The organism is Rhodococcus sp. IEGM 1351 (assembly GCF_030056875.1).
Lineage (GTDB): Bacteria > Actinomycetota > Actinomycetes > Mycobacteriales > Mycobacteriaceae > Rhodococcus_F > Rhodococcus_F opacus.
Genome location: NZ_JASHKU010000002.1, coordinates 486,707 through 511,568 on the forward strand (window position 1 = coordinate 486,707; position 24,862 = coordinate 511,568).

The 24,862-nt window shown below is 67.2% G+C and carries 22 protein-coding genes and 2 tRNA genes; 10 read left to right on the forward strand and 14 right to left on the reverse strand.

What is annotated here, in order from left to right; translation table 11 throughout:
• Window position 1 precedes the first annotated feature (1 nt).
• The 4 genes from QM806_RS05455 (at window position 2) to QM806_RS05470 (ending at window position 4,841) form a co-directional block, all read left to right on the forward strand.
• Complete coding sequence (locus QM806_RS05455) at window positions 2–874, forward strand: sugar phosphate isomerase/epimerase family protein (RefSeq protein ID WP_005562833.1); 873 nt, start codon at window positions 2–4, stop codon at window positions 872–874.
• Between the two features lie 11 nt (window positions 875–885).
• Complete coding sequence (locus QM806_RS05460) at window positions 886–2,391, forward strand: CoA-acylating methylmalonate-semialdehyde dehydrogenase (RefSeq protein ID WP_283290662.1); 1,506 nt, start codon at window positions 886–888, stop codon at window positions 2,389–2,391.
• Window positions 2,392–2,457: 66 nt separating this feature from the next.
• On the forward strand, window positions 2,458–3,843 hold the full coding sequence (locus QM806_RS05465) for an NAD(P)/FAD-dependent oxidoreductase (RefSeq protein WP_120660634.1): 1,386 nt from the start codon (window positions 2,458–2,460) through the stop codon (window positions 3,841–3,843).
• The gene (locus QM806_RS05470) at window positions 3,840–4,841 is read left to right on the forward strand and encodes an ROK family protein (protein WP_283290664.1); all 1,002 of its coding nucleotides are present in this window, start codon (window positions 3,840–3,842) and stop codon (window positions 4,839–4,841) included. Before QM806_RS05465 ends, QM806_RS05470 begins: the two co-directional genes overlap by 4 nt.
• Window positions 4,842–5,167: 326 nt before the next feature.
• Here the strand turns inward: QM806_RS05470 and QM806_RS05475 are convergent, their stop codons facing one another.
• Window positions 5,168–6,637, reverse strand: a complete 1,470-nt coding sequence (locus QM806_RS05475; protein WP_005570683.1) for a sugar porter family MFS transporter — start codon at window positions 6,635–6,637, stop codon at window positions 5,168–5,170.
• Window positions 6,638–6,876: 239 nt separating this feature from the next.
• Between QM806_RS05475 and QM806_RS05480 the strand changes: the two genes are divergently transcribed.
• Window positions 6,877–7,929 (forward strand): LacI family DNA-binding transcriptional regulator, encoded by a 1,053-nt coding sequence (locus QM806_RS05480; protein WP_007296622.1) that lies wholly within the window; start codon window positions 6,877–6,879, stop codon window positions 7,927–7,929.
• Between the two features lie 44 nt (window positions 7,930–7,973).
• On the opposite strand, the gene QM806_RS05485 is transcribed toward QM806_RS05480, so the two are convergent.
• Entirely contained in the window at window positions 7,974–8,840 is an 867-nt protein-coding gene (locus tag QM806_RS05485; RefSeq protein WP_043792009.1) for a sugar phosphate isomerase/epimerase family protein, read from the reverse strand.
• 70 nt (window positions 8,841–8,910) lie between these two features.
• A complete protein-coding gene (locus QM806_RS05490; RefSeq protein ID WP_054246323.1) occupies window positions 8,911–10,104 on the reverse strand; it encodes a phytanoyl-CoA dioxygenase family protein in 1,194 nt (397 codons plus the stop codon).
• A 72-nt stretch (window positions 10,105–10,176) separates the two neighbouring features.
• On the opposite strand from QM806_RS05490, the gene QM806_RS05495 reads away from it, so the two are divergent.
• A complete protein-coding gene (locus QM806_RS05495; protein ID WP_005570675.1) occupies window positions 10,177–11,190 on the forward strand; it encodes a LacI family DNA-binding transcriptional regulator in 1,014 nt (337 codons plus the stop codon).
• 27 nt (window positions 11,191–11,217) lie between these two features.
• Here the strand turns inward: QM806_RS05495 and QM806_RS05500 are convergent, their stop codons facing one another.
• The 8 genes from QM806_RS05500 to QM806_RS05535 form a co-directional block, all read right to left on the reverse strand.
• Window positions 11,218–11,991 carry a M23 family metallopeptidase gene (locus tag QM806_RS05500; protein ID WP_005570674.1) on the reverse strand — a complete coding sequence of 258 codons (774 nt, stop codon included), beginning with the start codon at window positions 11,989–11,991 and terminating at the stop codon, window positions 11,218–11,220.
• A gap of 260 nt (window positions 11,992–12,251) precedes the next feature.
• Window positions 12,252–14,186 carry a bifunctional sugar phosphate isomerase/epimerase/4-hydroxyphenylpyruvate dioxygenase family protein gene (locus tag QM806_RS05505; protein ID WP_283290668.1) on the reverse strand — a complete coding sequence of 645 codons (1,935 nt, stop codon included), beginning with the start codon at window positions 14,184–14,186 and terminating at the stop codon, window positions 12,252–12,254.
• 7 nt (window positions 14,187–14,193) lie between these two features.
• Window positions 14,194–14,634 (reverse strand): type II 3-dehydroquinate dehydratase, encoded by a 441-nt coding sequence (gene aroQ / locus QM806_RS05510; RefSeq protein WP_005248177.1) that lies wholly within the window; start codon window positions 14,632–14,634, stop codon window positions 14,194–14,196.
• A 68-nt stretch (window positions 14,635–14,702) separates the two neighbouring features.
• Window positions 14,703–15,983: an ATP-dependent Clp protease ATP-binding subunit ClpX gene (clpX, locus tag QM806_RS05515; protein WP_005248181.1), complete on the reverse strand. Its 1,281-nt coding sequence runs from the start codon at window positions 15,981–15,983 to the stop codon at window positions 14,703–14,705.
• Window positions 15,984–16,223: 240 nt separating this feature from the next.
• Complete coding sequence (locus tag QM806_RS05520) at window positions 16,224–16,886, reverse strand: ATP-dependent Clp protease proteolytic subunit (RefSeq protein ID WP_005264334.1); 663 nt, start codon at window positions 16,884–16,886, stop codon at window positions 16,224–16,226.
• Between the two features lie 48 nt (window positions 16,887–16,934).
• Window positions 16,935–17,522 carry an ATP-dependent Clp protease proteolytic subunit gene (locus tag QM806_RS05525; RefSeq protein ID WP_005264333.1) on the reverse strand — a complete coding sequence of 196 codons (588 nt, stop codon included), beginning with the start codon at window positions 17,520–17,522 and terminating at the stop codon, window positions 16,935–16,937.
• Window positions 17,523–17,706: 184 nt separating this feature from the next.
• Window positions 17,707–19,101, reverse strand: coding sequence for a trigger factor (gene tig / locus QM806_RS05530; protein ID WP_005264332.1), 1,395 nt, complete (start codon window positions 19,099–19,101; stop codon window positions 17,707–17,709).
• Between the two features lie 59 nt (window positions 19,102–19,160).
• Window positions 19,161–19,237: transfer RNA gene (locus QM806_RS05535), tRNA-Pro, on the reverse strand.
• Between the two features lie 139 nt (window positions 19,238–19,376).
• On the opposite strand from QM806_RS05535, the gene QM806_RS05540 reads away from it, so the two are divergent.
• Window positions 19,377–19,450, forward strand: a tRNA-Gly gene (locus QM806_RS05540).
• A 254-nt stretch (window positions 19,451–19,704) separates the two neighbouring features.
• On the forward strand, window positions 19,705–20,523 hold the full coding sequence (locus QM806_RS05545; RefSeq protein ID WP_007296615.1) for a hypothetical protein: 819 nt from the start codon (window positions 19,705–19,707) through the stop codon (window positions 20,521–20,523).
• A 7-nt stretch (window positions 20,524–20,530) separates the two neighbouring features.
• On the opposite strand, the gene QM806_RS05550 is transcribed toward QM806_RS05545, so the two are convergent.
• Both QM806_RS05550 and QM806_RS05555 read right to left on the reverse strand, forming a co-directional pair.
• The gene (locus QM806_RS05550; RefSeq protein WP_005570671.1) at window positions 20,531–21,328 is read right to left on the reverse strand and encodes an Fpg/Nei family DNA glycosylase; all 798 of its coding nucleotides are present in this window, start codon (window positions 21,326–21,328) and stop codon (window positions 20,531–20,533) included.
• A gap of 6 nt (window positions 21,329–21,334) precedes the next feature.
• Window positions 21,335–21,808 carry a ribose-5-phosphate isomerase gene (locus QM806_RS05555; RefSeq protein WP_005248193.1) on the reverse strand — a complete coding sequence of 158 codons (474 nt, stop codon included), beginning with the start codon at window positions 21,806–21,808 and terminating at the stop codon, window positions 21,335–21,337.
• A gap of 67 nt (window positions 21,809–21,875) precedes the next feature.
• Here QM806_RS05555 and QM806_RS05560 point away from each other — a divergent pair, with 67 nt between their 5' ends.
• The gene (locus tag QM806_RS05560) at window positions 21,876–22,850 is read left to right on the forward strand and encodes a M48 family metallopeptidase (protein ID WP_043792007.1); all 975 of its coding nucleotides are present in this window, start codon (window positions 21,876–21,878) and stop codon (window positions 22,848–22,850) included.
• Between the two features lie 18 nt (window positions 22,851–22,868).
• On the opposite strand, the gene QM806_RS05565 is transcribed toward QM806_RS05560, so the two are convergent.
• Window positions 22,869–23,498 carry a DsbA family protein gene (locus tag QM806_RS05565; protein WP_037207372.1) on the reverse strand — a complete coding sequence of 210 codons (630 nt, stop codon included), beginning with the start codon at window positions 23,496–23,498 and terminating at the stop codon, window positions 22,869–22,871.
• 127 nt (window positions 23,499–23,625) lie between these two features.
• Here QM806_RS05565 and QM806_RS05570 point away from each other — a divergent pair, with 127 nt between their 5' ends.
• Complete coding sequence (locus QM806_RS05570) at window positions 23,626–24,861, forward strand: NAD(P)/FAD-dependent oxidoreductase (protein WP_005570668.1); 1,236 nt, start codon at window positions 23,626–23,628, stop codon at window positions 24,859–24,861.
• Window position 24,862: the final 1 nt, after the last annotated feature.

A 24,862-nucleotide genomic window follows, 5' to 3' on the forward strand; every position in this document is an offset into this window, starting at 1 on the left:
GATGAAGATTGCACTCGACCCCACCCCCTTCCACCACGACTACTCCCTCCTCGAATTGCCGGCGGTGGTTGCCGAACTCGGCTTCGAACACCTACAGCTCACCCCTCATCGCGACATGATCCCGTTCTTCAACCACCCGAAGGCCGACGACGAGCTGGTTCGGCAGTTCCGCAAGTCCTGCAGCGATGCGGGCGTCGGAATCGCCTCCGTGTTGCCGGTCCTGCGGTGGTCGGGCCCCGACGAAGACGCCCGCGAGGCGGCGGTGCGGTACTGGAAGCGCGCCATTCAGATCACCGTCGACCTCGGTGTGAACGTGATGAACACCGAGTTCAGCGGCCGCCCGGAGAAGGCCGAGGAATCGGAGCGCGCCTTCTACCGGTCGATGGAGGAACTCGTCCCCATCATCGAGCGTGAAGGCATCGACGTTCGCATCGACCCGCACCCCGACGATTTCGTGGAGAACGGTCTGGACGCCATCCGGATGATCCGCGGCATCAACTCGAAGAACTTCGGACTGGTGTACGTCGCGTGCCACTCGTACCACATGGGCGCCTGGATGCTCGAGATCATGCGCGCGGCCGGCGACATGCTGCGGCTCGTCCACGTCGCGGACACGATGGATCACCACCGCTCCCACGGACTGCGGTACATCACCAACCCGCCCGGCAACCCGGTGCGTGTGCACCAGCACCTCAAGATCGGCGACGGCGACCTCGACTGGGACGAGTTCTTCGGCGGGCTCGGCGAACTCGGCTTCTACGACAAACCCGACACGGTGATGGTGTCGAGCGTTTTCGCCGAAGACGAGAACGCTCACGACGTCTCCCGCTACCAACTGAAGACCATGAAGGATTACATCGCGCGCACGCGGTGAAAGGACAACACATGAGCACCAACATCACTCGCGAGATCGCACACTGGTCCGACGGCAAGGGATTCGCCGGTACGAGCGGCAACACCGCCCCGGTGACGAACCCGGCGACCGGTGCCGTGACCGGTCAGGTCGCCCTCGCCAGCGTCGAGGACGCCCGCGCCGTCATCGACGCCGCCGCCGCCGCGTTCCCCGCCTGGCGCGACACCTCCCTCGCCAAGCGCACCCAGGTGATCTTCACATTCCGGGAACTGCTCAACGCCCGCAAGGGCGAACTCGCCGAGATCATCACCGCCGAGCACGGCAAGGTCGTCTCCGACGCCCTCGGCGAAGTCAGCCGCGGCCAGGAAGTCGTCGAATTCGCCTGCGGCATCGCCCACCTGCTCAAAGGCGGCATGACCGAAAACGCCTCCACCAACATCGACGTCTCCTCCCTCCGCCAACCCGTCGGCCCGGTCGGGGTCATCTCCCCGTTCAACTTCCCCGCCATGGTCCCGATGTGGTTCTTCCCCATCGCCATCGCCGCCGGCAACACCGTGGTGTTGAAGCCGTCCGAGAAGGACCCGACCGCCGCGATCTGGATGGCCGAACTCTGGGCCGAAGCCGGACTCCCGGCCGGGGTGTTCAACGTGCTGCAGGGCGACAAGACCGCCGTCGACGAACTCCTCACCCACCCCGCGATCAAGGCCATCAGCTTCGTCGGCTCCACCCCCATCGCCCAGTACGTCTACGCCACCGGCACCGCCCACGGCAAACGCGTCCAAGCATTGGGTGGGGCGAAGAACCACGCCATCGTCCTGCCGGACGCCGACCTCGACCTCACCGCCGACGCCATGGTCAACGCCGGCTTCGGGTCCGCCGGCGAACGCTGCATGGCCATCAGTGCCCTGGTCGCGGTCGGCGACATCGCCGACGAACTTGTCGCCAAGATCAAGGACCGCACCGACACGTTGAAGATCGGCGACGGCACCCAGGATTCCGACATGGGACCGCTGGTGACCAAGGTGCACCGCGACAAGGTCGCCTCCTACATCGACGCCGGCGAAAACGACGGGGCCACCATCGTCGTCGACGGGCGCACCGTGCAGGCAAACGGCGGTGCAGACGGGTTCTGGCTCGGACCGACCCTGATCGACCACGTCACCACCGACATGAGCGTGTACACCGACGAAATCTTCGGACCCGTCCTCTCCGTCATCCGCGTCGACTCCTACGACGAGGCCCTGGAACTGGTGAACTCGAGCCAGTTCGGCAACGGCACCGCCATCTTCACCAACGACGGCGGCGCCGCCCGACGGTTCCAGAACGAGGTCGAGGTCGGCATGGTCGGCATCAACGTCCCCATCCCCGTCCCCATGGCGTACTACTCCTTCGGCGGCTGGAAGAACTCCCTCTTCGGCGACACCCACGCCCACGGCACCGAAGGCGTGCACTTCTTCACCCGCGGCAAGGTCGTCACCACCCGCTGGCTCGACCCCAGCCACGGCGGACTCAACCTCGGCTTCCCCCAGAACGCATAGGTACTGGTTCTCCGCGCCGGACCGTCCGCGGTCCGGCGCGGAGTCCGTTCGATCGAAAGGAACTTCATGAGCGACACCTCTCTCGCCCGCCGTCATCGGGTCGTGGTCATCGGATCGGGATTCGGCGGCCTCTTCGCCACCAAGGCTCTGAAACGGACGGACGTCGATGTCACTCTGATCGATCGCACGACACACCACTTGTTCCAGCCGTTGCTGTACCAGGTGGCGACGGGAATCCTGTCCGAGGGTGAGATCGCGCCCGCGACCCGGCTCGTCCTCGAGGACCAGCAGAACGCGTCCGTCCTGATCGGCGGAGTCGAGAAGATCGACGTCGCCGATCGGACCGTCACCTCCACACATCGCGGCCGCACCACCGTCACCGAGTACGACAGCCTCGTCGTCTCGGCGGGCGCCCGCCAATCCTATTTCGGCAACGACCATTTCGCCGAGCACGCACCCGGAATGAAAACGATCGACGACGCCCTCGAGCTGCGCGGCCGCATCCTCGGCGCCTTCGAAAGCGCCGAGGTGAGCACCGATCCCGCCGAGCGGGCGCGACTCCTGACGTTCGTCGTGGTCGGCGCCGGGCCCACCGGAGTCGAGATGGCCGGCGAGATCGCCCAGCTCGCACACCGCACTCTCGCCGGCGCCTACCGCACCATCGATCCCCGTGACGCGCGGATCATCCTGCTCGACGCGGCGCCCACGGTGCTCCCGCCCTTCGACGACAAACTGCGTCGAGCTGCCGCCGACACGCTGGAGGATCTCGGCGTCGAGATCCAGCTCGGCGCGATGGTGACCGACGTCGACGACGACGGACTCACTGTCCGCGACCAGGACGGGGAGCGGCGGATCGAGGCCGCCTGCAAGATCTGGTCCGCCGGCGTCGCAGCCAGCCCGCTGGGCCGGCAACTGGCCGAACAGACCGGCGCCGACACCGACCGCGCGGGCCGTGTCCTCGTCGAACCCGACCTCACCCTCCCCGGCCACAGCAACGTCTTCGTCGTCGGGGACATGATGAACCGCGACGGCCTTCCCGGCGTCGCCCAGGTCGCGATCCAGGGCGGCCGCTACGCCGCGCAGCTGATCGCCGCGGAGGTGCGCGCCCACCGGAAAGGTCGCGACAAGCCCGAACGCGCCCCGTTCCGATACACGGACAAGGGCAGCATGGCCATGATCTCCCGCTTCCACGCGGTCGCGAAGGTCGGCCGCCTCCAACTGACCGGGCTGCTCGCCTGGCTGCTCTGGCTCCTGATCCACCTGGTCTACATCGTCGGCTTCAAGAGCCGACTCGCGACCGCCATCTCCTGGACCTGGTCGTTCCTGGGCAGGACCCGGGGACACCTGGCGGTCACGGAGCAACAGGTGGTCGCGAGGACAGCCATCAACCGGCTCGACGCCTGGGAAGATTCCCGGGCGGTACCCGAGGCGGCGACGGCCTCGGCACGGTGAGTACCGTCGCCTCCGTGCCTGCTTCCGCTCTCACCGTCGGCATCGACGTCGGTGGTACCAGTATCCGTGCCTGTGTGGTCGACGACGTCGGCGAGGTACTCGACTCCGTCCAGGCACCCACACCGCAGTCGGCGAAAGCCCTCGAGGACGCGCTCGACCGTGCCGTCCGCGAGCTCGCGTCCCGTCATCGGATCGCCGCCGTCGGTCTCGCCGTGGCCGGATTCATCAGCTCCGACCTCACCACGGTGCGATTCGCCCCGCACCTGCCGTGGAAGAACGTGCCGGTCGCGAACGATCTGAGTGACCGGCTCGGACTGCCGGTAGTCCTCGAACACGACGCGAACGCGGCGGCGTGGGCGGAGCACCGGTTCGGTGCCGCCGCCGGTGGTCGCAATGTCGTGATGGTCGCGATCGGCACCGGCATCGGTGCGGCTCTGCTCATCGACGGCACGCTCTACCGGGGCAGTTACGGCGTCGCCCCCGAGCTGGGTCACCTCCAGGTGGTGCCGGGCGGCAGACCGTGCGCGTGCGGTAAACGGGGGTGCTGGGAACGGTATTGCAGCGGAACAGCGCTCGTCGACACCGCCATCGAGCTCCTCGCCGCCGACCCGGCGACTTCCACGCTGCTCGCACGCGAGGTCGCGAGCGACCCGGGATCGCTCACCGGCCGCCGCATCGCGAGCGCCGCGCGGGACGGCGACCCGCTCGCCGTGCGCACCATGGAGGAGTTCGCACGGTGGCTGGGCGTCGGACTCGCCATCGTCGGTGACGTCTACGACCCCGATCTCGTCGTCGTCTCCGGTGGTGTCAGCGGTTCGGCTCCGCTGTTCCTCGACCACGCGCGAGACGTCTACGCCTCTCTCGCAACCGGTTCCGGGCACCGTCCCCTCGCCCGCATCCGGGAAACCCAACTCGGCGAATCGGCCCAGCGGATCGGGGCCGCGACGATGGCCAGGGACGCACTACTGAACGGAGCTCCGCTCCCCGTGCGTGGTTGAGGAGTCTCTGGGCTCGTCGGGCACTCACGGGCGCGGTCGAGGATTCGGGCCGTGAGCGATCGGGAAAGCAACGAACTGCGTGCGCGCCTCGGTGAGGAAGCGTTGCCGGTCCTCGCTGCCATCCGGAAAAGCGCGGTGCAGGCGACGATCTCACCTCACCCACAATCGGTGCAGACCTCCCCGCGCCCTCCGACTGCTCATCGAGCGCTCCCACGACCAGCAGGACGCGAAATTGTTACACGACCTGCTCGGGAGGCGGGCCACACACCACCACGCACCGGCACCACCACCCGAAGGCGGCGGCGCCGGTGCCTGAGATCCAGCGATCAGTGGGTGGCGACGGCGGCGGTGCTTCCCGCAGCCGACGCGTCGGGCTTGCCTGCGCCGAGGCGGTCCTCCAACTCTTCGAGGCTGCGACCCTTGGTTTCCGGGACGAAGCGGTACACGAAGTACACCGAAATGAGGTTGACGAGGACGAACAGGCCGAAGGTTCCGGTGGATCCGAGGACCGAGTTCAGGATCGGGAAGACGAACGAGATCAAGGCGTTCGTCGTCCAGAGCACGAAGACCGCGAGGCCCATGGCGAACCCGCGGATGGCCATCGGGAAGATCTCCGAGAGCAGCAACCACACGCAGGTTCCGATGAAGCACTGCACGAAGGCGACGAACACCATCATCGCGGCGAGGATGATGTAGCTGCGGCCGGTGGACGAGGGCAGCAGGAACACCAGGGACAGCGCGGCCTGCGAGGATGCCACACCGATGAATCCGGTCAGCAGCATCGTGCGACGATTCACGAAGCCCAGCAGGATGATTCCGACAATCGTCATGACCACCGACGTGACACCGACCGCGATGGTGGCAACCAGGGACGCGCTGACACCCAACCCGCTCTGTTCCAGGATCGTCGGGGCGTAGTAGTTGACCGTGTTGATACCCGTTGCCTGCTGGACGATGGCCAGACCGCAGCCGATCCAGAGGATCCGGCGCATCCAGGGATAGTCGCGCAGATAGTGGACGGCTCCACTGACCTTCGAGTTCCGGTCGCGGGCGGCGTGGACGCTGATGCTGGCGTACTCGACTGCGGCCTCCGACTCGCTGCGGCTCAATTCGAGCGTCCTGCGGGTTTCGGCGAACCGGCCCTTCGACGCGTACCACCGCGGCGAATCCGGGAGCGCGAGCATGCCGAGCAGCAGGAGTACCGCGGGCACCGAGGCGATGGCCAGCATGTACCGCCACACCGTCGGATCCTCGATCAGGTGATCGAGTAGCGCGTTGATCGAGAAGGCGAGCATCTGACCGGTGACGATCATCAGTTCGTTGATGGTGACCATCCGACCGCGGCGCTCGACCGGCGCCATCTCGGCCAGGTAGAGCGGGCAGGTGACGGCGGCGGCGCCCACACCGAGCCCGAGGACGATCCTGGCCAGCACCATGATCTCCACGTTGGGGGCCATCGCACACCCGAGGGCGCCGACGAGGAACAGTCCCGCGCAGACGAGGAGCGTGCGCTTGCGACCGAGAGCGTCCGACAACCGGCCTCCGAGCAGCGCACCGACGGCGGCACCCGGGAAGAGCAGCGAGCTCACGACAGTGGCTTCGCCGACCGCGCTGAGGTTCAGCTCGTCCTTCATGTAGAGCAGCGCACCGGAGATCACACCGGTGTCGTAGCCGAACAGCAGTCCCCCGAGCGTGGAGATGACGGTGAGCTTGGTCAGGAAGCGTTTGTGACTGCGCTCGTTACGCGCAGCGCCGCCGCTTCCGCGGGCACTGGCAGCCGAGTGGGTTGTCGACATCAGGTGTATGGCCTTTCTGGGGAATGCTCACGCATCGCGACACGGAAGATCGGTTCACGTGTGTCGATATCGCCCGAGTGCGCTCGGCTCGATGCAGCCGACGGGGCGTTCTCTCCTGGACTGAAGCGCTTCACTAACGCGCTTCAGTTACCTACTATGATGTGAATCACAGAGGGTGTCAAGGGCAGATGACGCGATGCGTGAGAATGTCCCTGACGACGCGACCGAGGGAGATCGAGATGCTCGACGATCGAGCCACCGCGCACGACGGTGCGGAACGGCTACCCGCCGGCCTGCACCGACGCCCCACGATGGCCGATGTCGCGACGCGGGCCGGGGTGTCGCGCACCCTCGTGTCACTGATCTTCAGCAACAAACCCGGCGCCTCCGACGAGACGCGGGAACGCGTCCTCCAGGCCGCGGACGAACTCGGCTACCGGCTCGACCGGGCCGCCCGCATGCTCGCCCGTGGGCGCAGTCGCACCCTCGGTGTGCTCATCGACGTCCACCAGACCTTCCAAGCCGACCTGATCGGAACCATCTACGCGGAGGCCGAGGCCGCCGGATACGAAGTCCTGCTCTCCGCGAGCGCACCCGCCCGGGACGAACACAAGGCGATCGAAGCGCTTCTCAGTCACCGGTGCGAAGGCCTGATCCTGCTCGGTCCGCTGTCCGAGGCCGACTATCTGCGGACGCTCGCGGACCGTGCCGTCGTCACCGTCGTCGGCCGCGCACTCCCCCACACCGCCGTCGACACCGTGCGGACCGCGGACGCCAAGGGCATCAGGCAGTCCGTCGACCACCTCGTCGAACTGGGACATCGTGACATCGTGCACGTCGACGGCGGAGCGGACCCGGGGTCACCCGAGCGTCGTCGCGCGTACCTCGCGGCGATGCGCAAGCACGACCTCTCCGACCACATTCGCGTCATTCCCGGTCAGCACACCGAGGACGCAGGTGTCGCCGCCGCGAACACCCTACTGGCGGAGGACCGCCTGCCGACCGCGGTGCTCGCCGGCAACGACCGCTGCGCCATCGGCCTCATGGACGTGTTCACCCGCGCCCACGTCGACGTGCCCGGCGACATCTCGATCGTCGGGTACGACGACAGCCACCTGGCACAGTTGTCGCGGATCGACCTCACCACCGTGCGGCAGGACACGGAGGGTCTGGCGCGGCGCGCCGTGCAGTTCGCCATCGGGCGACTCGAGGACGAGGACCTCGTCCCGCAGGATTTCGTGATCGACCCCCACCTGGTGGTGCGCGGCACGACCGGTCCGGCCCGGTCGTAGCCGCGTCCCCGCCGGCACCCCGATTCAGCGCAGAGGCAATGGCCTCACTTCGTGATGCTCCTCAGGTATTCGACGCTCCGGACGACGTCCCGCACGGGGCCTTCGCCTTCCGGTTCCGACGCGAGGATGGTGTCCTGTTCGAGGACGTACCAACCGTCGTAACCCTGATTCTGCAGCCGCTCGACCACCCCGGCGATATCCACGTCTCCGGTGCCCAGTGGCGTGTACATCCCCTGCGCGACGGCCTCGGTGTAGGTGAGTTCGCCCGCCCGGACCCGCCCGAGAAGCGCCGCATCGACGTCCTTCAGGTGCGCGTGCGCGATCCGCTCGGGGGCCGTGGTGACGAGGTCGAGGGGGTCGGTGCCGCCGATCAGCAGGTGTCCGGTGTCCAGGCACAGCGGGATCGACGAGCCGTCCAGGATGCGGTCCACCTCGGCGCGGTTCTCGATCATCGTCCCCACGTGGGGGTGGATCACCGCCCGGAGCCCCCGGTCGGCAGCGGCCGACGACACGCGGTCCAGGTTGCGCAACAACGTCTTCCATCCCGAGTCGTCGAGTTCCGGTCGTGAATCGTAACCGATGGCTCCCGTCACCGCCGCCAGGACCATCACCTCCGACCTCGACGCGAGGAGTGAGTCGATCGCCCCGCCGACAGCAGCGACCGCGTCGTGATCCGGATCGTGGAGCAGTACCGGGACGAAGCCCCCGACCGCAGTCAGGTCGTAACGGGCGAGAGTGTTCGTCAGCTCGTGCGGCTCCGAGGGGAGGAATCCGTCCGGACCGAGTTCGGTGGCAGCGAGGCCGGCGTCACGCATTTCGGTGAGCACCCGGTCGGGGCCGAGCTGGTGGCCCCAGCCTTCCACCTCACACACTCCCCACGAAATCGGTGCGCCTGCAAGTCGAATCGTCATCGTCGTGTTTCATCCCATCGCACCGGACGGTGCTGTTGTAGTGACAGTGTGGCCGTGTCGACAATCCCGCTCACGGCCGCCGCCGGGTGGTCTGCTCGGCCAGACGCTCGGCGAGCACCGCCGGATCGGCGTTTGCCCGCAATGCTTCCCACACCGTGTCCACCTGAGTGGCCGGCGCGAGACTGTGCACCGGCTGATCGTGGTCGAGGTTGGTGGGGAACGGGTAGCACTCGGCCGTCGCGACGACGGCATTGCGAAGGGTGCGCTCGCTCGCTCCGGCACTCTGCCGTGCCAGCAGGGCCGGATATACGGCGTTCGCCATCGCCTCCCGGTCCAGCACCTCCATCGCCCGGCCGAACGGCGACGAGATCTGCAGCAGATTGGCCGTCCGCCGGATCGCGTCCGAACGGTTGTGGCCTGCACCGTGGTAGAGCGCCGGGTTGAAGAACACCGCGTCGCCTTTCCGCAGCGGCAGCTGAACGTGACTGTCGCGGAAGAACTCGACGAACTCCGGCCGGGAGAACGCCAGGTAGCCCGCCTCGAACAGGTGCGAGTACGGCAGATACAGGGTGGGTCCGCTCTCGACGGGCATGTCGCAGTGCGCCACCGCGCCCTGCAGTGTCAAGGTGGCCGACATCCGGTGCAGGTGCGCCGGATACTCGGTCAGCTCGTCCCGGGGCACGATGCCGAGGTGGTAGTCCCGATGCGGCACCTGCGCGGCACTGCCGGGGTTGACCACGTTGACCTGCGACGTCACCTGATACAGCGGCCCCAGCCAGCTCTGGCAGATCAGCGCGAGAATGTCGTTGGAGTAGTACTCGGCGAACACCTCCGGGGCGCCGAGAGCCAGCTTCTGCGCGGCGTTCCAGATGCGGTCGTTGGCGCCCGCCTTGCCGAAGTGGTCACCCACCACGCCACCCGACACGTGCTGCTGCGCGATGAGGAGATCGAATTGTTCCGTGGCGCGATCCACCACCGCGAGATCGCTGAAGGCGTTCTGGAACACCACGATTCCGGGTCCGTCGGTGAGCGCGCGCACGAGTTCGGTCTGCACGGCGCGGCGGGACTGCGCGTCGTCGAGGTGGGGCATCAGCGAGTCACTGCGGTACAGCAGGACGTTCCGTTCCACGGAGTGAGCGAACGGGTAGTCGGCGAGGTTCGTCGAGCGGTCAATGGACGCGCGAAACGAGTCGAGGTCACAGTCGGAGTCGGAGTCGCGGATCCACTCACGCCGGCCGGTCGGCGGAGGAGTCGTGATGGTCATGGGGATAGTCTTGCTGTGATGTGAGCGCCGAACAACAGCAGAAATCCATCATTTTCACCTCAGGAGCCGGCCGTGAAGCACCGCTACAAGGTCCGTGAGATCGCCCAGCAGTCGGGATTGAGCGAGGCGACCGTCGACCGCGTGCTCCACGAACGCCCCGGAGTACGGGAATCGACGAGAGCGGAAGTGCAGCAGGCGATCCGCGATCTCGACAAACAACGCACTCAGCTCAAGCTGAGTGGGCGCAAGTTCCTCGTCGACGTCGTCATGCAGTCACCCGAGCGCTTCACCACCGCGTTCCGCGCGGCCGTGGAGGCGGAACTGCCCGCTCTCGCTCCCGCCGTCGTGCGCTCACGGTTCCATTTCCGGGAAACCGGCTCCACACCCGCGATGGTCGAGACCCTTGATCGGATCGGGGCCCGCGGCACGCAGGGCGTGATCGTCAAGGCGCCCGACTCCGTCGAGGTCGTCGAGGCCATCGACCGGCTCACTGCGGCGGGGATCCCGGTGGTCACCTATGCCACCGACGTGCCGGGCAGCTCGCGGGCCGGCTACGTCGGGATCGACAACCGGGCCGCGGGGGCGACCGCCGCCTATCTCGTCGACCAGTGGCTCGGCGAGGTGTCGTCCACCGTCCTGATCACGCTGAGCAGCAACGCCTTCCGGGGCGAGGAGGAACGGGAGATGGGGTTCCGCGCCGCACTGCGAAGTTTCGGCACCGACCGTGCGGTGATCGACATCGCCGAGAGCGACGGGCTGGACGCGACCATCGAGAGCCTCGTCCTCCGGGCCCTCGAACAGAACCCGGACATCGCGGCCGTCTACTCGATCGGCGGCGGCAACGTGGCCACCACCCGCGCATTCGAACGCACCGGCCGCGCCTGCCGCGTGTTCATCGCCCACGACCTCGACGAGGACAACACGCGGCTGCTGCGCGCGGGCACGCTCTCCGCGGTGCTGCACCACGACCTCCGGGCCGACGCCCATCTGGCGTGCCGCATGCTGCTGCAGGCCCGGGGCGCGCTCGGTGGAGTCGCGACCGCGGCGTCACCCATCCGGGTGGTCACCCCGTACAACCAGCCGTGACGGCGTGGATCGGCGACTCGCCCGCGCCTAGCCCTGCCCCTGGGGGACGGGGACGCCGCGCGATTGGAACCAGCCCGCCGGATCGATCTTGGTTCCGTTGACCGCCCACACCTCGTAGTGCAGGTGCGGTCCGGTCGACTGACCCCGGTTGCCCATGGTGGCGATCTGGTCGCCGGCCCGGACCTGCTGCCCGACCGACACCAGTGAAGTGTCGATGTGGCCATACACGCCGGTGGTGCCGTCGTCCTGCTGGATGCGGACCCACAACCCGAATCCCGACGCCGGACCGCTCTCGATCACGGTGCCGTTGGTGACAGCCTTGATCGGGGTGCCGATGGAGTTCGCGATGTCGATCCCGTTGTGGTTCGTGCCCCACCGCGGGCCGAAGCCTGAGGTGAAGGTGCCGACGGCCGGGACCAGCACGGCGGGTCGACGCGCCGCTTCCTCGGCCGCAGCCTGACGCGCGGCCTGTTCGGCGGCCTCGCGAGCCAGCCGCTCGACCTCGGCCTTCTCGAACGCCAGCCGCTCGACCTCACGCTGGGCGGCGCGCTGGAGTTGCTCGGCGTAGTCGACGGGTACCGGGCGCGTGACCTGTAGGAACTGGGGCGGCGTCGAGAGAGACATGCCCGTCTCGGTCGACGCCTGCGCTACCTCACCGGTGGCCGCGGAGGCGATCCCCCCGGATGCGAGCAGTGCAGCGGCTGCCAGCGAGGTCGCGACCAGCCGTCTACGGGAGGTCTTCGTCGAACGGAGGCGCCGGGTGCGCCGGGCTTGCGGGACGGTGTTCGGGTGTAGAGCCAAAACCACATTCCTCTGTCGAGTGCGTGATCGATAACGAAACGGTCACGGTTTCGACACAGGTTAGTACGGATCGGGCTGAATCCTGCGCGTCGCGTTGACACACTCGGACGGGGTCAAGGTCTCGAACTGGATTACTCGACCTCATCAGTCACATGCACCCCGTGGGCCCACATCGACGACAGTGGTCACGCTCCAAAAGTGTCCGAAGTCACGGAGCCCGCGGTCGTGACCGCGGGCTCCGTGACCTTCGAATCGACCGCTCAGCCAGCCGCCCGCAACTGGGCCACCAAACGCATCGCGGAGTTCGCGTCCCCGTATCCCTCGTAACCGCCGACGCGTTGCACCACCTCGAAGAACAGGTCGGCGCCCACCGTCTGGGTGAACAGATGGAAGAACTCGCCGTGCGCATCACGGTCGTACATGATGCCCGACCCGCTCATCCGGTCCAGGAGTTCGCGGGAGAGCCCGAAGCGGGCCTCGAGGTCGTCGTAGTAGTTCGGCGAAATCACAAGGGGCTCGAACCCGTTGGACTGCATGGTCGCGGCGGCGGTGAAAATGTCCGTGCACGAGAACGCGACGTGACTGATGCCGCCGCGCCGAGCCGCGGCGATGTGGGAGTTGCCCGACACCGCACCCGGAACCATGTTCAGGGAGATGCGCAGCGGACGGTCGACGCCGTCCGCACCCGTCTGATCCATCGTCAGCGCCTGACTGCGCATCATTCCGACCGCGTCGGTGACATCGAGGCCCTCGTGCGGCGCCATCGCGAACACCGAACGGAGCAGCAGCATGATGCCGTCCCAGTTGTCGGACGGCACGGCGAGCGCCACGTGATCGACACCGGTGAAGACGGGCACCTCATCCTGCCAGCGCGACTCCGTCGGATACAGATCGAACGCCGACTGCCACGACGCGGCGCTGCCCGGGCCGCGCAGATCCAGCGACGTCGCGTCGGTGATCTTGAGACGCACCACATCCGATTCGGGTGCGGTGTCGACACCGGGCAACAGGACCTCGTGCACCGGGACCTCGAGCGCCGCGGCGCGCTCACCCCACGCGTCGGGATCGCTCGACCGGATACCGATCTGGGTGAGCACCGGCAGGTGCGCAGGCAGACCCGGAGCGGTCCACACCGTGCCCGCGGTCGCATCGACCACGATGGTCATCCGGCCGTGCCGCCACAACTGGAGGTCGTGGCTGCGGTGCCGGCCCACCAGACGGAATCCGATGTGCTGCAGCGCCTGCCGAAGGTCGGAATCCTTGCCCGGACCGGCCGCGAGCCGGAGCGACACGATGCCTTCGAGGGGTGCGCGCGGCGGCGGCTCGAACAGCGTCAGGCCGCGACCGGTGTCCTCACCGCGCTCGGCCTGCACGCGTGCGACCTCCTCCTGGAGGTACAGCAGCGAGCGGTGCGCGTCGGCGGCCGTGCGCCCCGTGGACGACTGCCGGAACGTGTCGTTGAAGATCTCGAGCGACCACGGTCCGGTGTATCCAGCGGCCTGGACGTGCGCGCCGAACGTCGCGAGATCGAAGTTGCCCTGCCCCGGGAAGTTCCGGTGGTGCCGGCTCCACTGCAGGATGTCCATCGACATGCGGGGCGCGTCGGCGAGTTGGAGGAAGAAGATCTTCTCCCCCGGGATGTCGCGGATGCCGGACGGGTCGTCGCCGCGGGAGAGGATGTGGAAGCTGTCGAGGCAGGTACCGAGGGCAGGATGGTCTGCGTCCTGCACGATCTTCCACGCGTGCCGGTACGTGTTGACGTGCGTGCCCCAGGCCAGCGCCTCGTAGGCGATGCGGAGTCCCCGGCTGTGTGCGCGCTCGGCGAGAGTGTGGAGTTGCTCGGTCAGGCGAGCGTCGTCCCGCACCGCCTCGGGCAACGGCGACGAGCACACCAGCAGGGTGTCGCAGCCGAGCTGCTCCATGATGTCGAACTTGCGCTCGGCTCGGATCAGGTTGCGCGCGAACGTCGTGTCGTCCACGGAGTCCAGATCGCGGAACGGCTGATACAGATCGAGGGTGAGTCCGAGATCCGCTGCGCGGGAAGCCAGCTCACGCGGCGACCACGGCGAGCTCACGAAATCGGGTTCGAACACCTCGAATCCGTCGAACCCGGCCGCCGCGATCGCGGTGACCTTCTCCTCCAGCGATCCGCTCAGGGATACCGTGGCAACGCTCGTACGAACCTGTCGTCCCATGGCGGCGTCAGCCCTTGTTGCAGATGAAGTCGACGGCCAGCGCATAGCCGAGGATTCCGAGTCCGGCGATCACACCGGTCGCGACCCCGGACACGTACGAGTGGTGCCGGAATTCCTCGCGGGCGTGCACGTTGCTGATGTGCACCTCGACGAGCGGCACCTCGAGCGTCACCAGGGCGTCGCGCAGCGCCACCGACGTGTGCGTGAAACCGCCGGGGTTGATCACGACGCCCGACGCCGTGGTCCGGGCCTCGTGCACCCAGTCGATCAGGTGGCCCTCGTGATTGGACTGCCGCGCGACGATCTCACGTCCAGCCTTCGCGGCAGCCGTGCGGCACAACTCCACGACGTCGTCGAGCGTCTCCCGCCCGTACACCTCGGGCTGCCGCTGCCCCAGCAGGTTCAGGTTGGGGCCGTTGAGAACAAAGATCGGTCCGGGAGCGGTCATCGCGCGCATTACCTCCATTTGTACGAACTAGTGAGTTAGTTCGCACCCAGGATACAGCGCGCTCCCGCCTAGGCGGACTTGTCTCGGCGTTCTCCCCGCTCCGGCTTGCGCGGAACGATGGTCGGAAGCACGTTGTCGTTGACCGTCTCGGCGCTGACCACGACCTTCTCGACGTCGTCACGGCTCGGGATGTCGTACATGACCGGCAGGAGGACTTCCTCCATGATCGCGCGGAGTCCACGAGCACCGGTGCCGCGGAGGATCGCCTGGTCGGCGATGGCCTCGAGCGCGTCCGTGGTGAACTCCAACTCCACGCCGTCCATGTCGAACAACCGGTTGTACTGCTTGACCAGCGCGTTCTTCGGCTCGGACAGGATCTGGACGAGCGATTCCTTGTCCAGGTTCGTCACCGACGCCACGACCGGCAGACGACCGATGAACTCGGGGATCAGCCCGAACTTGATCAGGTCTTCCGGCATGACCTCTGCGAAGTGGTCCTGCGTGTCGATCTCCGCCTTCGACCGCACCTCGGCGCCGAAACCGATGCCGCGCTTACCCACGCGATCGGACACGATCCGCTCGAGGCCGGCGAACGCGCCCGCCACGATGAACAGGACGTTCGTCGTGTCGATCTGGATGAACTCCTGATGCGGGTGCTTGCGACCGCCCTGCGGCGGCACGCTGGCCTGCGTGCCCTCGAGGATCTTCAGCAGAGCCTGCTGCACACCCTCACCGGACACGTCCCGCGTGATCGACGGGTTCTCGCTCTTGCGGGCGATCTTGTCGACCTCGTCGATGTAGATGATGCCGGTCTCGGCGCGCTTGACGTCGTAGTCGGCGGCCTGGATCAGCTTGAGGAGGATGTTCTCGACATCCTCACCGACATAGCCGGCTTCGGTGAGCGCCGTCGCATCGGCGATCGCGAACGGGACGTTGAGCATCTTCGCCAGCGTCTGAGCCAGATACGTCTTGCCGCAGCCCGTGGGACCGAGCATGAGAATGTTCGACTTCGCCAGCTCGACCGTCTCGCCGCGCGCATCACGACCCTTGTCACCGGCCTGGATGCGCTTGTAGTGGTTGTAGACCGCAACGGCGAGAGTCCGCTTGGCGGCATCCTGGCCGATCACGTAATTCTCGAGGAAATCCCGGATCTCGGCCGGCTTCGGCAGCTCGTCGAGCTTCACCTCGCTGGACTCGGCCAGCTCCTCTTCGATGATCTCGTTGCACAGGTCGATGCACTCGTCGCAGATGTACACCCCAGGCCCAGCAATGAGCTTCTTGACCTGCTTCTGGCTCTTACCGCAGAAAGAGCACTTGAGCAGATCCCCGCCGTCACCGATGCGTGCCATCTCGTCAGGTCCCTACTTCCTTCGTCTACGTGCAACCATCGAACCGATCCCACGCCGTGCGCGCACCGACCGAAAACGAAAGCCCGTTATGTGACCGTACCCGCAGATCGCGAGCGAGGTCGACTGGTTGTCGGTGATTCGCGCACCGATCTTCCGGGAAAGCCAGCCTTGCCGATCCCGCACCCGGCTCGCGGCAACCGCGCCGTAACGGCGTGTCGCCCGAGCCGGGGCGGCAGGAAATCACTTCTGGGCGCTGAGTTTGCGGTACTCGAGCACGTCGTCGATGATTCCGTATTCCTTGGCCTCGGCGGCCGTGAGGATCTTGTCGCGATCGGTGTCCTTGCGGATCACGTCGGCATCCTTGCCTGTGTGCTTCGCGAGGGTGGTCTCCATCAGGCGACGCATCCGCTCGATCTCGGCAGCCTGGATCTCGAGGTCGGAGACCTGACCCTGGATGCCGCCGGTGGCGGGCTGATGGATGAGGACACGAGCGTTCGGCAGGGCGAGACGCTTGCCGGGGCTACCGGCCGCCAGCAGCACCGCGGCAGCCGAGGCCGCCTGGCCGAGGCACACCGTCGTGATGTCGGCGCGGACGTACTGCATGGTGTCGTAGATCGCCATCAGCGAGGTGAACGAGCCACCCGGCGAGTTGATGTACATGGTGATGTCGCGATCGGGGTCCAGCGACTCGAGAACGAGCAGCTGAGCCATCACGTCATTGGCCGACGCGTCGTCCACCTGCACGCCGAGGAAGATGATGCGTTCCTCGAACAGCTTGTTGTACGGGTTGGACTCCTTGACGCCGTAGCTCGAGTGCTCGATGAACGACGGCAGGATGTAGCGAGACTCGGGGCCTGCGGGCGCCTGGCCTCCCAGGCTGCGGGGATCGAACAGGTTGGTCATCAGTTCTCCAAAGGATGTGTGGGAGCGGTCAGTGAGGAAGCCGGGCCGCTACAGCCCCGTCCCGCCCGCCTGCGCCGCGCGGGAGACGACGTGGTCGACGAAACCGTATTCGAGAGCCTGCTGTGCGGTGAACCAGCGGTCACGATCCGAATCGGCGGTGATCTGCTCGACCGTCTGACCGGTGTGCTCGGCGATCAGCTCGGCCATTTCGCGCTTGGTGTGCGCGAACTGCTCGGCCATGATCGCGATGTCACTGGCGGTACCACCGATTCCGGCGGACGGCTGGTGCATCATGATCCGCGCGTGCGGGAGCGCGTACCGCTTGCCCTTGGCCCCGGCGGAGAGCAGGAACTGACCCATCGACGCGGCCAGACCCATTCCGAACGTCGCGACGTCGCACTCGGCGAACTGCATCGTGTCGAAGATCGCCATGCCGGCGCTGACCGAACCGCCGGGCGAGTTGATGTAGAGGGAGATGTCCCGGCTGGGATCCTCTGCCGACAGCAGCAGGATCTGAGCGCACAGCTTGTTCGCGATGTCGTCGTCGACCTGGGTACCGAGGAAGATGATGCGCTCGCGCAGCAGGCGTTCGTACACCGAGTCGCTGAGGTTCAACCCAGCGGTGGCTGAAGTCATGGCGGGACTCTGCAAAGTCTCCAGGTGATTGGAAGTCACGGTACCTGCCTTCTCCGTAAATCGTTGATTGCTGACACAGACACTAACGAAGGAGGGCGGCACCGGAGTCCCGGTGCCGCCCTACTTCGCTCAAAGCGGAAAACAACTCACAGCCGAACGCGAGAGAAACATCCCGCGACCAGCATTACTTCTGGTCTTCGCCCTCGGCGGAATCCGACGCAGCCTCGTCCGTGGACGCAGCCTCCTCGGCGTCGGCCTCACCGTTGCCGAACAGTTCGGCGGTGTCGACAGCGGCACCCGAGGTGTCGGTGACGGTGGCCTGCTCGACGACACCGGCGAGAGCCTTGCCGCGACGCACGTCCGCGAAGACGGCGCCGAGCTGGCCGGCCTGCTGGATCTGCTGGATGAACTGCTCGGGGGCCATGCCGTAGCGCTGCGCCTGGAACAGGATGCGCTCGGTGAGCTCGTCCTGGCCGACGGTGACGTCGGAGGCGTCGGCGATGGCGTCCAGCAGCAGCTGGGTCTTCACCGAGCGCTCGGCGCTCTCCTTGGCGTCCTTGTCGAACTCTTCGCGGCTCGTGCCCTGCTCCTCGAGGAGCTTGTTCAGCGCTTCCTCGTCGTGGTCGAGACCGTGCACGGCGTCGTGCAGTGCAGCGTCGACCTCGGCCTTGACGACGGCCTCGGGCAGCGGGACCTCGACGGTCTCGAGCAGGGTCTCGAGGACCTTGTCGCGGATCTGACCGGCCTGCTCGACCTTGCGGACGCGTCCGACGCGCTCACGCAGGTCGGCCTTCAGCTCGTCGAGGGTGTCGAACTCGCTTGCCAGCTGAGCGAACTCGTCGTCCTCGGCAGGCAGCTCGCGCTCCTTGACGGTACCGACGGTGACGGTGACGACAGCTTCCTTGCCCGCGTGGTCACCGGCGACGAGCGTCGAGGTGAACTCCTTGGACTCGCCGGCCTTGACGCCGACGACGGCCTCGTCGAGGCCCTCGATGAGCTGACCCGAACCGACCTCGTGCGACAGACCGCTCGCGGTGGCCTCGGGAACGGCCTCACCGTCGACGGTCGCCGACAGGTCGATGGAGATGAAGTCTCCGTCCTCGACCGCACGCTCGACACCGGTGAGGGTGCCGAAGCGCTGACGCAGCGACAGGAGCTGCTCCTCGACGGCCTCGTCGGTGATCTCGATCGGATCGACGGTGACGCTCAGCTCGCTGTAGTCGGGCAGCGTGATCTCGGGACGGACGTCGACCTCGGCGGTGAACTCGAGGAGCTCGCCGTCCTCGATCTTCGTGATCTCGATCTCGGGCTGACCGATCGCCTTCACCGAGGCGCTGGTGACGGCCTCGGAGTAGCGGGACGGGAGTGCGTCGTTGACGACCTGCTCCAGGACTGCGCCACGACCGACACGGGCTTCGAGCAACTTGGCCGGTGCCTTGCCCGGACGGAAGCCGGGGAGACGGATCTGTTGCGCGAGGGCCTTGTAGGCCTTGTCGAAATCAGGCTTGAGCTCCTCGAAGGGCACCTCAACGTTGATACGGACTCGCGTCGGGCTGAGCTGCTCGACGGTGCTCTTCACGGACTGGCTCCTTCGTGTGGTCGTGCTTTTCTGTGCGGCAGTTACCTGCCCTGTGGTTCTGGTCGGGGTGACAGGATTTGAACCTGCGACCCTCCGCTCCCAAAGCGGATGCGCTACCAAGCTGCGCTACACCCCGGTCGAAGCCGGCTCTCGCCAACCTCGCGAGGACCCGAGGAAGAATCCTACGGCCCCCCGATTATGAAATCCAAAGCGAGGTTGGGTACAGTCACTCATCGCAGACGACATGCATGGCGATCCCAGGTAGTCGTATGCACGGGGATGTAGCTCAATGGTAGAGCCTCAGTCTTCCAAACTGATTACGCGGGTTCGATTCCCGTCATCCCCTCCACACAGGAGCGTTCCCACCCCAGGGAACGCTCCTTTTTTCATGTTCGAGGGCGGCCGCAGAGACCGCATCCGCTATGACATGCGTCACATGGACGGTGGGCGCGGCCCCACTCGCCCTCCGCCGGACCACTCCCCCGTTCGCCGAGCGCGTAACCACGATTTCGGTCAGTACTCTGGGAGATGTCCGATTTGTCCCCTACTCGTGGATGTTGCAGCTCCGCAGCCGGCGGTCCGCGAGAACTCCGGAGGCCCACCGTGGAACTGCTACTCATTCTCGTGATCGTGGCGGCGGTCGCCTTCCTGGTGGTGAGGAGCCGCAGCAACCGCGCCGGGCAGACCGCGAACCAGCTCGAGGACGCCAAGGCAGACGCGCGCCAGGCCATCGAACGGCTCGGCGGACAGGTGTACAGCCTCACCGGATCCGACACCGCCTCCCAGCAGGCACTCGCCGACGCGTCCGAGCGCTACACCGCCGCCGGCTCCCAGATCGATCAGGCCACGACGCCCGTCCAGGCGCGTCTCGCCAAGCAGACGGCACTCGAGGGTCTCTACTACATCCGCGCCGCCCGCACGGCCATGGGCATGGACCCCGGCCCGGAGATTCCGTCCATCGACGGCCAGAAGTCAGCGGGCGCGGTCACCGAGGACCGTGAGGTCGAGTTCGAGGGGCGGCAGGTCGCGGCGTCGCCGAACCCGTCGTCGAAGACACCGAACTACTACCCCGGCGGCCGCGTCGCGGGACGCCCGGTTCCGGCCGGCTGGTACTCGGAGCCGTGGTGGAAGCCCGCTCTCGTCGCAGGCGCGTGGGGCCTGGGCTCGATGTTCCTGTTCTCGGCGATGTTCTCCGGGATGGCCGGAGTGGGGTACGACGCGCAGGGCTTCGAGAGCGGAGCGGGCGACGCGTCCCAGGACACCGGTGACGCGGGCGCAGACGGCGGTGGCGACGGCGGTGACGCAGGCGCGGACGGCGGCGGCGACATGGGCGGGGACGCCGGTGGCGACGGCGGCGGATTCGACTTCGGTGGCGGCGGAGACGGCGGCGGGTTCGACTTCGGTGGTGGGTTCGACTTCTAGCCGGCCGTCAGGAGGGCTGGCAACTCGGGCACCAGAAGAGGTTGCGGCCCTTCATGACCGAGTGGGCCACCGGGGTGCCGCAGATCCGGCACGGTGATCCCGCCCGCCGGTAGACGTACGTCCGGGGACGATCCTTCGCATACGCCGGATCGCCGTGATCGTCCTCGGGACGGACGACGTGCATCTTGCCGCGGCGGACCCCGACCTTCATCAGGGCGACGAGGTCGGCCCACAGCGCGTCCCACTCGTCACGGGACAGCGCGCGGCCGGGCCGGTCGGGGTTGATGCCGTGCCGGAACAGGACCTCCGCCCGGTACACGTTGCCGATGCCCGCGATCACGGCCTGATCCATCAGCAGTGCCCCGACCGGGGTCTTCGACGCCGAGATGCGTTTCCACGCCTTGTCGGGATCGGCGTCCTTCCGCAGCGGATCCGGTCCCAGCCGCGCCTCGATGGCGGCGACCTGCGGCGGATGGAGAACCTCACAGGCCGTCGGACCGCGGAGGTCGGTGCCGAATTCGGCGCCGACCATCCGCATCCTGACCTGCCCGACCGGCGGTTCCATCGGAACGGCCGATTCCGTGAATGCTCCGTACAGTCCCAGATGGACGTGCACGACCAGTCCGGACTCGTAGTGATGCCACAGGTGTTTACCCCAGGCCTCGGACTTGACGAGGACGCGGCCGTCGACGAGGGCTGCGTCCTCGGCGAATCTGCCCTGCGGGCTCAGCACCCGCACCGGCGCACCGGCGAACCGGCGTTGGTGCAGCCGGGCCAGCCGGTGCAGGGTGTGACCTTCGGGCAAGGACGATCAGGCCTCGGGCAGGGCCGGGGCGACGCCGGTCTTCTCGAACTCGGACAGGATGTCGATGCGGCGCTGGTGGCGCTCCTCGTTCGACCACTCGGCGGCGAGGAACGCGTCCACGATCGCGAGGGACTCCTCGAGGGAGTGCATGCGGCCGCCGAGGCCGATCAGCTGAGCGTTGTTGTGCTGGCGGGCCAGCTGCGCGGTCTCGACGCTCCACGCCAGGGCACATCGCGCACCCTTCACCTTGTTCGCGGCGATCTGCTCACCGTTGCCGCTGCCGCCCAGCACGATGCCGAGGCTGCCCTCGTCGGCGACGACACGACGAGCCGTCTCGATGCAGAAGGCGGGGTAGTCGTCGAGGGCGTCGTAGACATGAGCGCCGCAGTCGACGGTCTCGTGGCCCGCGGCCTTCAGGTGTTCGATGATCTCGTTCTTACGTTCGAATCCGGCATGGTCGGCACCCAGGTATACGCGCATGACTGGTGATTCTGTCAGGCGTCCTCGCGAATCGTGTCAGGGGCCCGGGACGCTTATCGTGATCAGCATGTATCCCGACAACGGACAGAACTGGGGACAGGCGTATCCGGGACATCGGCAGGCCCCCGCGCAGCACCAGTGGAGTGGCGGGACGGGATGGAATCCTCCGGTCCCGTTGCCGGGCCTCATGCCGCACGACAGGCCCGCCCGGCACTCGTGGGAGATCCCGCTGCTCGTGGCGGCGATCGTTCTCACCGTGGTCGCCTACGTCGCGGCGATCGCGGCACTCTTCCTCGGCGTGGTGTCCACCTGGGTGCTCATCGTGCTGATCGCACCGATCCTCATCGCCGTCGGCCGCGGCCAGCTCTACGGCTCGCAGCAGGTGAACGGGATCAAGATGACGCCCACCCAGTTCCCCGACGGGTATCGGATGGTGGCCGAGGCGGCTGCGCGGTTCGGGATGACCGAACCGCCCGACGCGTACGTCGTGCTCGGGAACGGCCGGATCAACGCGTTCGCATCCGGACACGGTTTCCGCCGCTTCGTCGTGGTGTACAGCGATCTGTTCGAGATCGGCGGCGAGGCCCGCGAGCCCGACGCCCTCGCCTTCATCATCGGCCACGAGGTCGGTCACATCGCGGCCGGTCACGCCTCTTACTGGCGGCAACTGGGACAGTTCGCCGCCAACTACATTCCCGTCGTCGGGTCGGCGCTGTTCCGATCGATGGAATACACCGCAGACAATCACGGCTACTGTGTGCGGCCCCAGGGCGCCCGCGGCGCGATGGGCGTTCTCGGCGCGGGCAAATACCTCGTCAGCATCGTCGGCTTCGACGAACTCGCCGACCGGGCCACCACCGAACGCGGGTTCTTTCCGTGGTTCGTGAATCTGCTGTCGGGACATCCGGTGCTGACCTGGCGCGCCGCCGCCCTGCGGAACAGGACCCGGCACGGTCACCTGTTCGTGAAACCCGGCCAGATCTACCGCGATCCGCAGCAACTGCAGTACGCGGCCGACCCGGCCGGGCCCGTCACTCGGTGACCGTGCCCGGGACGGGGCTCAGTCGAACTGGGGGTCCTCGGTCCGGGTGCGCTTGAGTTCGAAGAAGTGCGGGTAGCCGGCCAGCGCGACCGCACCGTCCCACACCTTGCCCGCGTCCTCGCCGCGGGGAATCCGCGACAGGACCGGGCCGAAGAACGCGACACCGTTGACGTGGATGGTCGGGGTTCCCACGTCCGGTCCGACGGCGTCCATGCCTGCGGCGTGACTCTCGCGCAGTGCGGCGTCGAACTCCTCCGATTCGGCGGCCTCGGCCAGTTCGGCCGGCAGCCCGACCTCGGCGAGCGACTTGACGATCACGTCGCCGAAGTCCTTGTTGCCGTCGTTGTGGATGAGCGTGCCCATCGCCGTGTACAGCGGCAGCAGGATCTCGTCGCCGTGCTTCTGCGCGGCCGCGATCAGCACCCGCACCGGGCCCCACGCCTTGGTCATGAGCTCGCTGTATTCCTCCGGCAGATCCCGGCCCTCGTTGAGGACGGCCAGGCTCATCACGTGGAAGTTCGCCTCCAGGTCGCGCACCTGCGTGGCCTCGAGGATCCATCGCGAGGTGATCCAGCACCACGGGCACAGTGGGTCGAACCAGAAATCAGCGACGTCCTTGGCGGTCCCGGCGTTAGTCCCAGCACTCACGTGATGCTCCTTCTCGGTGATGTACACATTCCCGTCCAGTCAACACCTCCCCTCCGGGAATCCTTCCCGGAGACCCCGCTCGCGGCAGTAGGGTCGAAAGTGGTCGACCGGAAGGGAGCATCCTCACATGTCCTCCACTCGCACGTTCGTCGTCGTCGGCGGCGGCCTCGCCGGAGCGAAGACGGCAGAAGCATTGCGTGACAAGGATTTCGACGGATCGATCATCCTCCTGTCGGAGGAGGAACATCTTCCCTACGAGCGACCTCCGCTGTCGAAGGAACACTTCGCAGGCAAGAAGGCACTCGGCGACTTCACCGTCCACAACGGCGACTGGTACCGCGACCATCACGTGGACCTGCGGCTCGGCACCACCGCCACCGCCCTCGATCTCGCCGCCCACACCGTGACGCTGCCGGACGGTTCCACGCTGGGATACGACAAGCTCGCCCTCGCGACCGGTTCGCGCTCGCGCCGCCCACCGATCTCCGGGTCCGACGCCGAGGGCGTCCACTACCTCCGCACCATCGACGAATCGGACAAGCTCATCGAGGCGGTCGCCGGTGGCCGACGACTCGTGGTGATCGGCGCCGGCTGGATCGGCCTCGAGGTGGGCGCCTCCGCGCGGGAGAAGGGCGCCGACGTGACGGTGGTGGAAGCCGCCGAAGTTCCCCTGCTCGGCTCCCTCGGCCCCGAGATCGGCTCGGTCTTCGCCGAACTCCACCGCGAGCACGGCGTTCAACTGCACCTCGGCGCCACGGTCGAGGAGATCGTCGTCGAAGACGGCAAGGCCACCGGGGTTCGGCTGGGCGACGGCACCGTCCTGCCCGCCGACGCGGTCCTCGTCGCCGTCGGCGCGGCACCCAACATCGAGATCGCGGAGCGGGCCGGACTCGACGTCGACGGCGGCGTTCTCGTCGACGCCGGGTTGCAGACCAGCGACCCCGACGTCGTCGCGGTGGGCGACATCGCCACGCAACAGCATCCGCAGCTCGGCACCCGCATCCGGGTCGAGCACTGGGCGAACGCGCGCAACCAGCCGGCCGTGGCCGCCGCCACCATGCTCGGGCACGAGGCGGAATACGGGAACCTGCCGTACTTCTTCACCGACCAGTTCGATCTGGGCATGGAGTATGTGGGGTACGCCCCGCACGATTCGTACGACCGGGTGGTCGTGCGCGGCGATTTCGCCGCACGCGAGTTCGTGGCCTTCTGGCTCGACGCGGACAACCACGTCCTCGCCGGCATGAACGTCAACATCTGGGATGTCACCGATCAGATCAAGAAACTGGTGTCGTCGTCCGCCCCGGTCGATCCCGACCGCCTGGCCGACCCCGGGGTGCCGTTGGCCGACCTGTCCGGTTAAC

Coding starts and splice junctions, on each gene's coding strand:
- QM806_RS05455 (WP_005562833.1), top strand. CDS start 2: ATGAAGATTGCACTCGACCCCACCCCCTTCCACCACGACTACTCCCTC.
- QM806_RS05460 (WP_283290662.1), top strand. CDS start 886: ATGAGCACCAACATCACTCGCGAGATCGCACACTGGTCCGACGGCAAG.
- QM806_RS05465 (WP_120660634.1), top strand. CDS start 2,458: ATGAGCGACACCTCTCTCGCCCGCCGTCATCGGGTCGTGGTCATCGGA.
- QM806_RS05475 (WP_005570683.1), bottom strand. CDS start 6,637: ATGTCGACAACCCACTCGGCTGCCAGTGCCCGCGGAAGCGGCGGCGCT.
- QM806_RS05480 (WP_007296622.1), top strand. CDS start 6,877: ATGCTCGACGATCGAGCCACCGCGCACGACGGTGCGGAACGGCTACCC.
- QM806_RS05485 (WP_043792009.1), bottom strand. CDS start 8,840: ATGACGATTCGACTTGCAGGCGCACCGATTTCGTGGGGAGTGTGTGAG.
- QM806_RS05490 (WP_054246323.1), bottom strand. CDS start 10,104: ATGACCATCACGACTCCTCCGCCGACCGGCCGGCGTGAGTGGATCCGC.
- QM806_RS05505 (WP_283290668.1), bottom strand. CDS start 14,186: ATGGGACGACAGGTTCGTACGAGCGTTGCCACGGTATCCCTGAGCGGA.
- aroQ (WP_005248177.1), bottom strand. CDS start 14,634: ATGACCGCTCCCGGACCGATCTTTGTTCTCAACGGCCCCAACCTGAAC.
- clpX (WP_005248181.1), bottom strand. CDS start 15,983: ATGGCACGCATCGGTGACGGCGGGGATCTGCTCAAGTGCTCTTTCTGC.
- QM806_RS05520 (WP_005264334.1), bottom strand. CDS start 16,886: ATGACCAACCTGTTCGATCCCCGCAGCCTGGGAGGCCAGGCGCCCGCA.
- QM806_RS05525 (WP_005264333.1), bottom strand. CDS start 17,522: ATGACTTCAGCCACCGCTGGGTTGAACCTCAGCGACTCGGTGTACGAA.
- QM806_RS05555 (WP_005248193.1), bottom strand. CDS start 21,808: ATGCGCGTATACCTGGGTGCCGACCATGCCGGATTCGAACGTAAGAAC.
- QM806_RS05560 (WP_043792007.1), top strand. CDS start 21,876: ATGTATCCCGACAACGGACAGAACTGGGGACAGGCGTATCCGGGACAT.
- QM806_RS05570 (WP_005570668.1), top strand. CDS start 23,626: ATGTCCTCCACTCGCACGTTCGTCGTCGTCGGCGGCGGCCTCGCCGGA.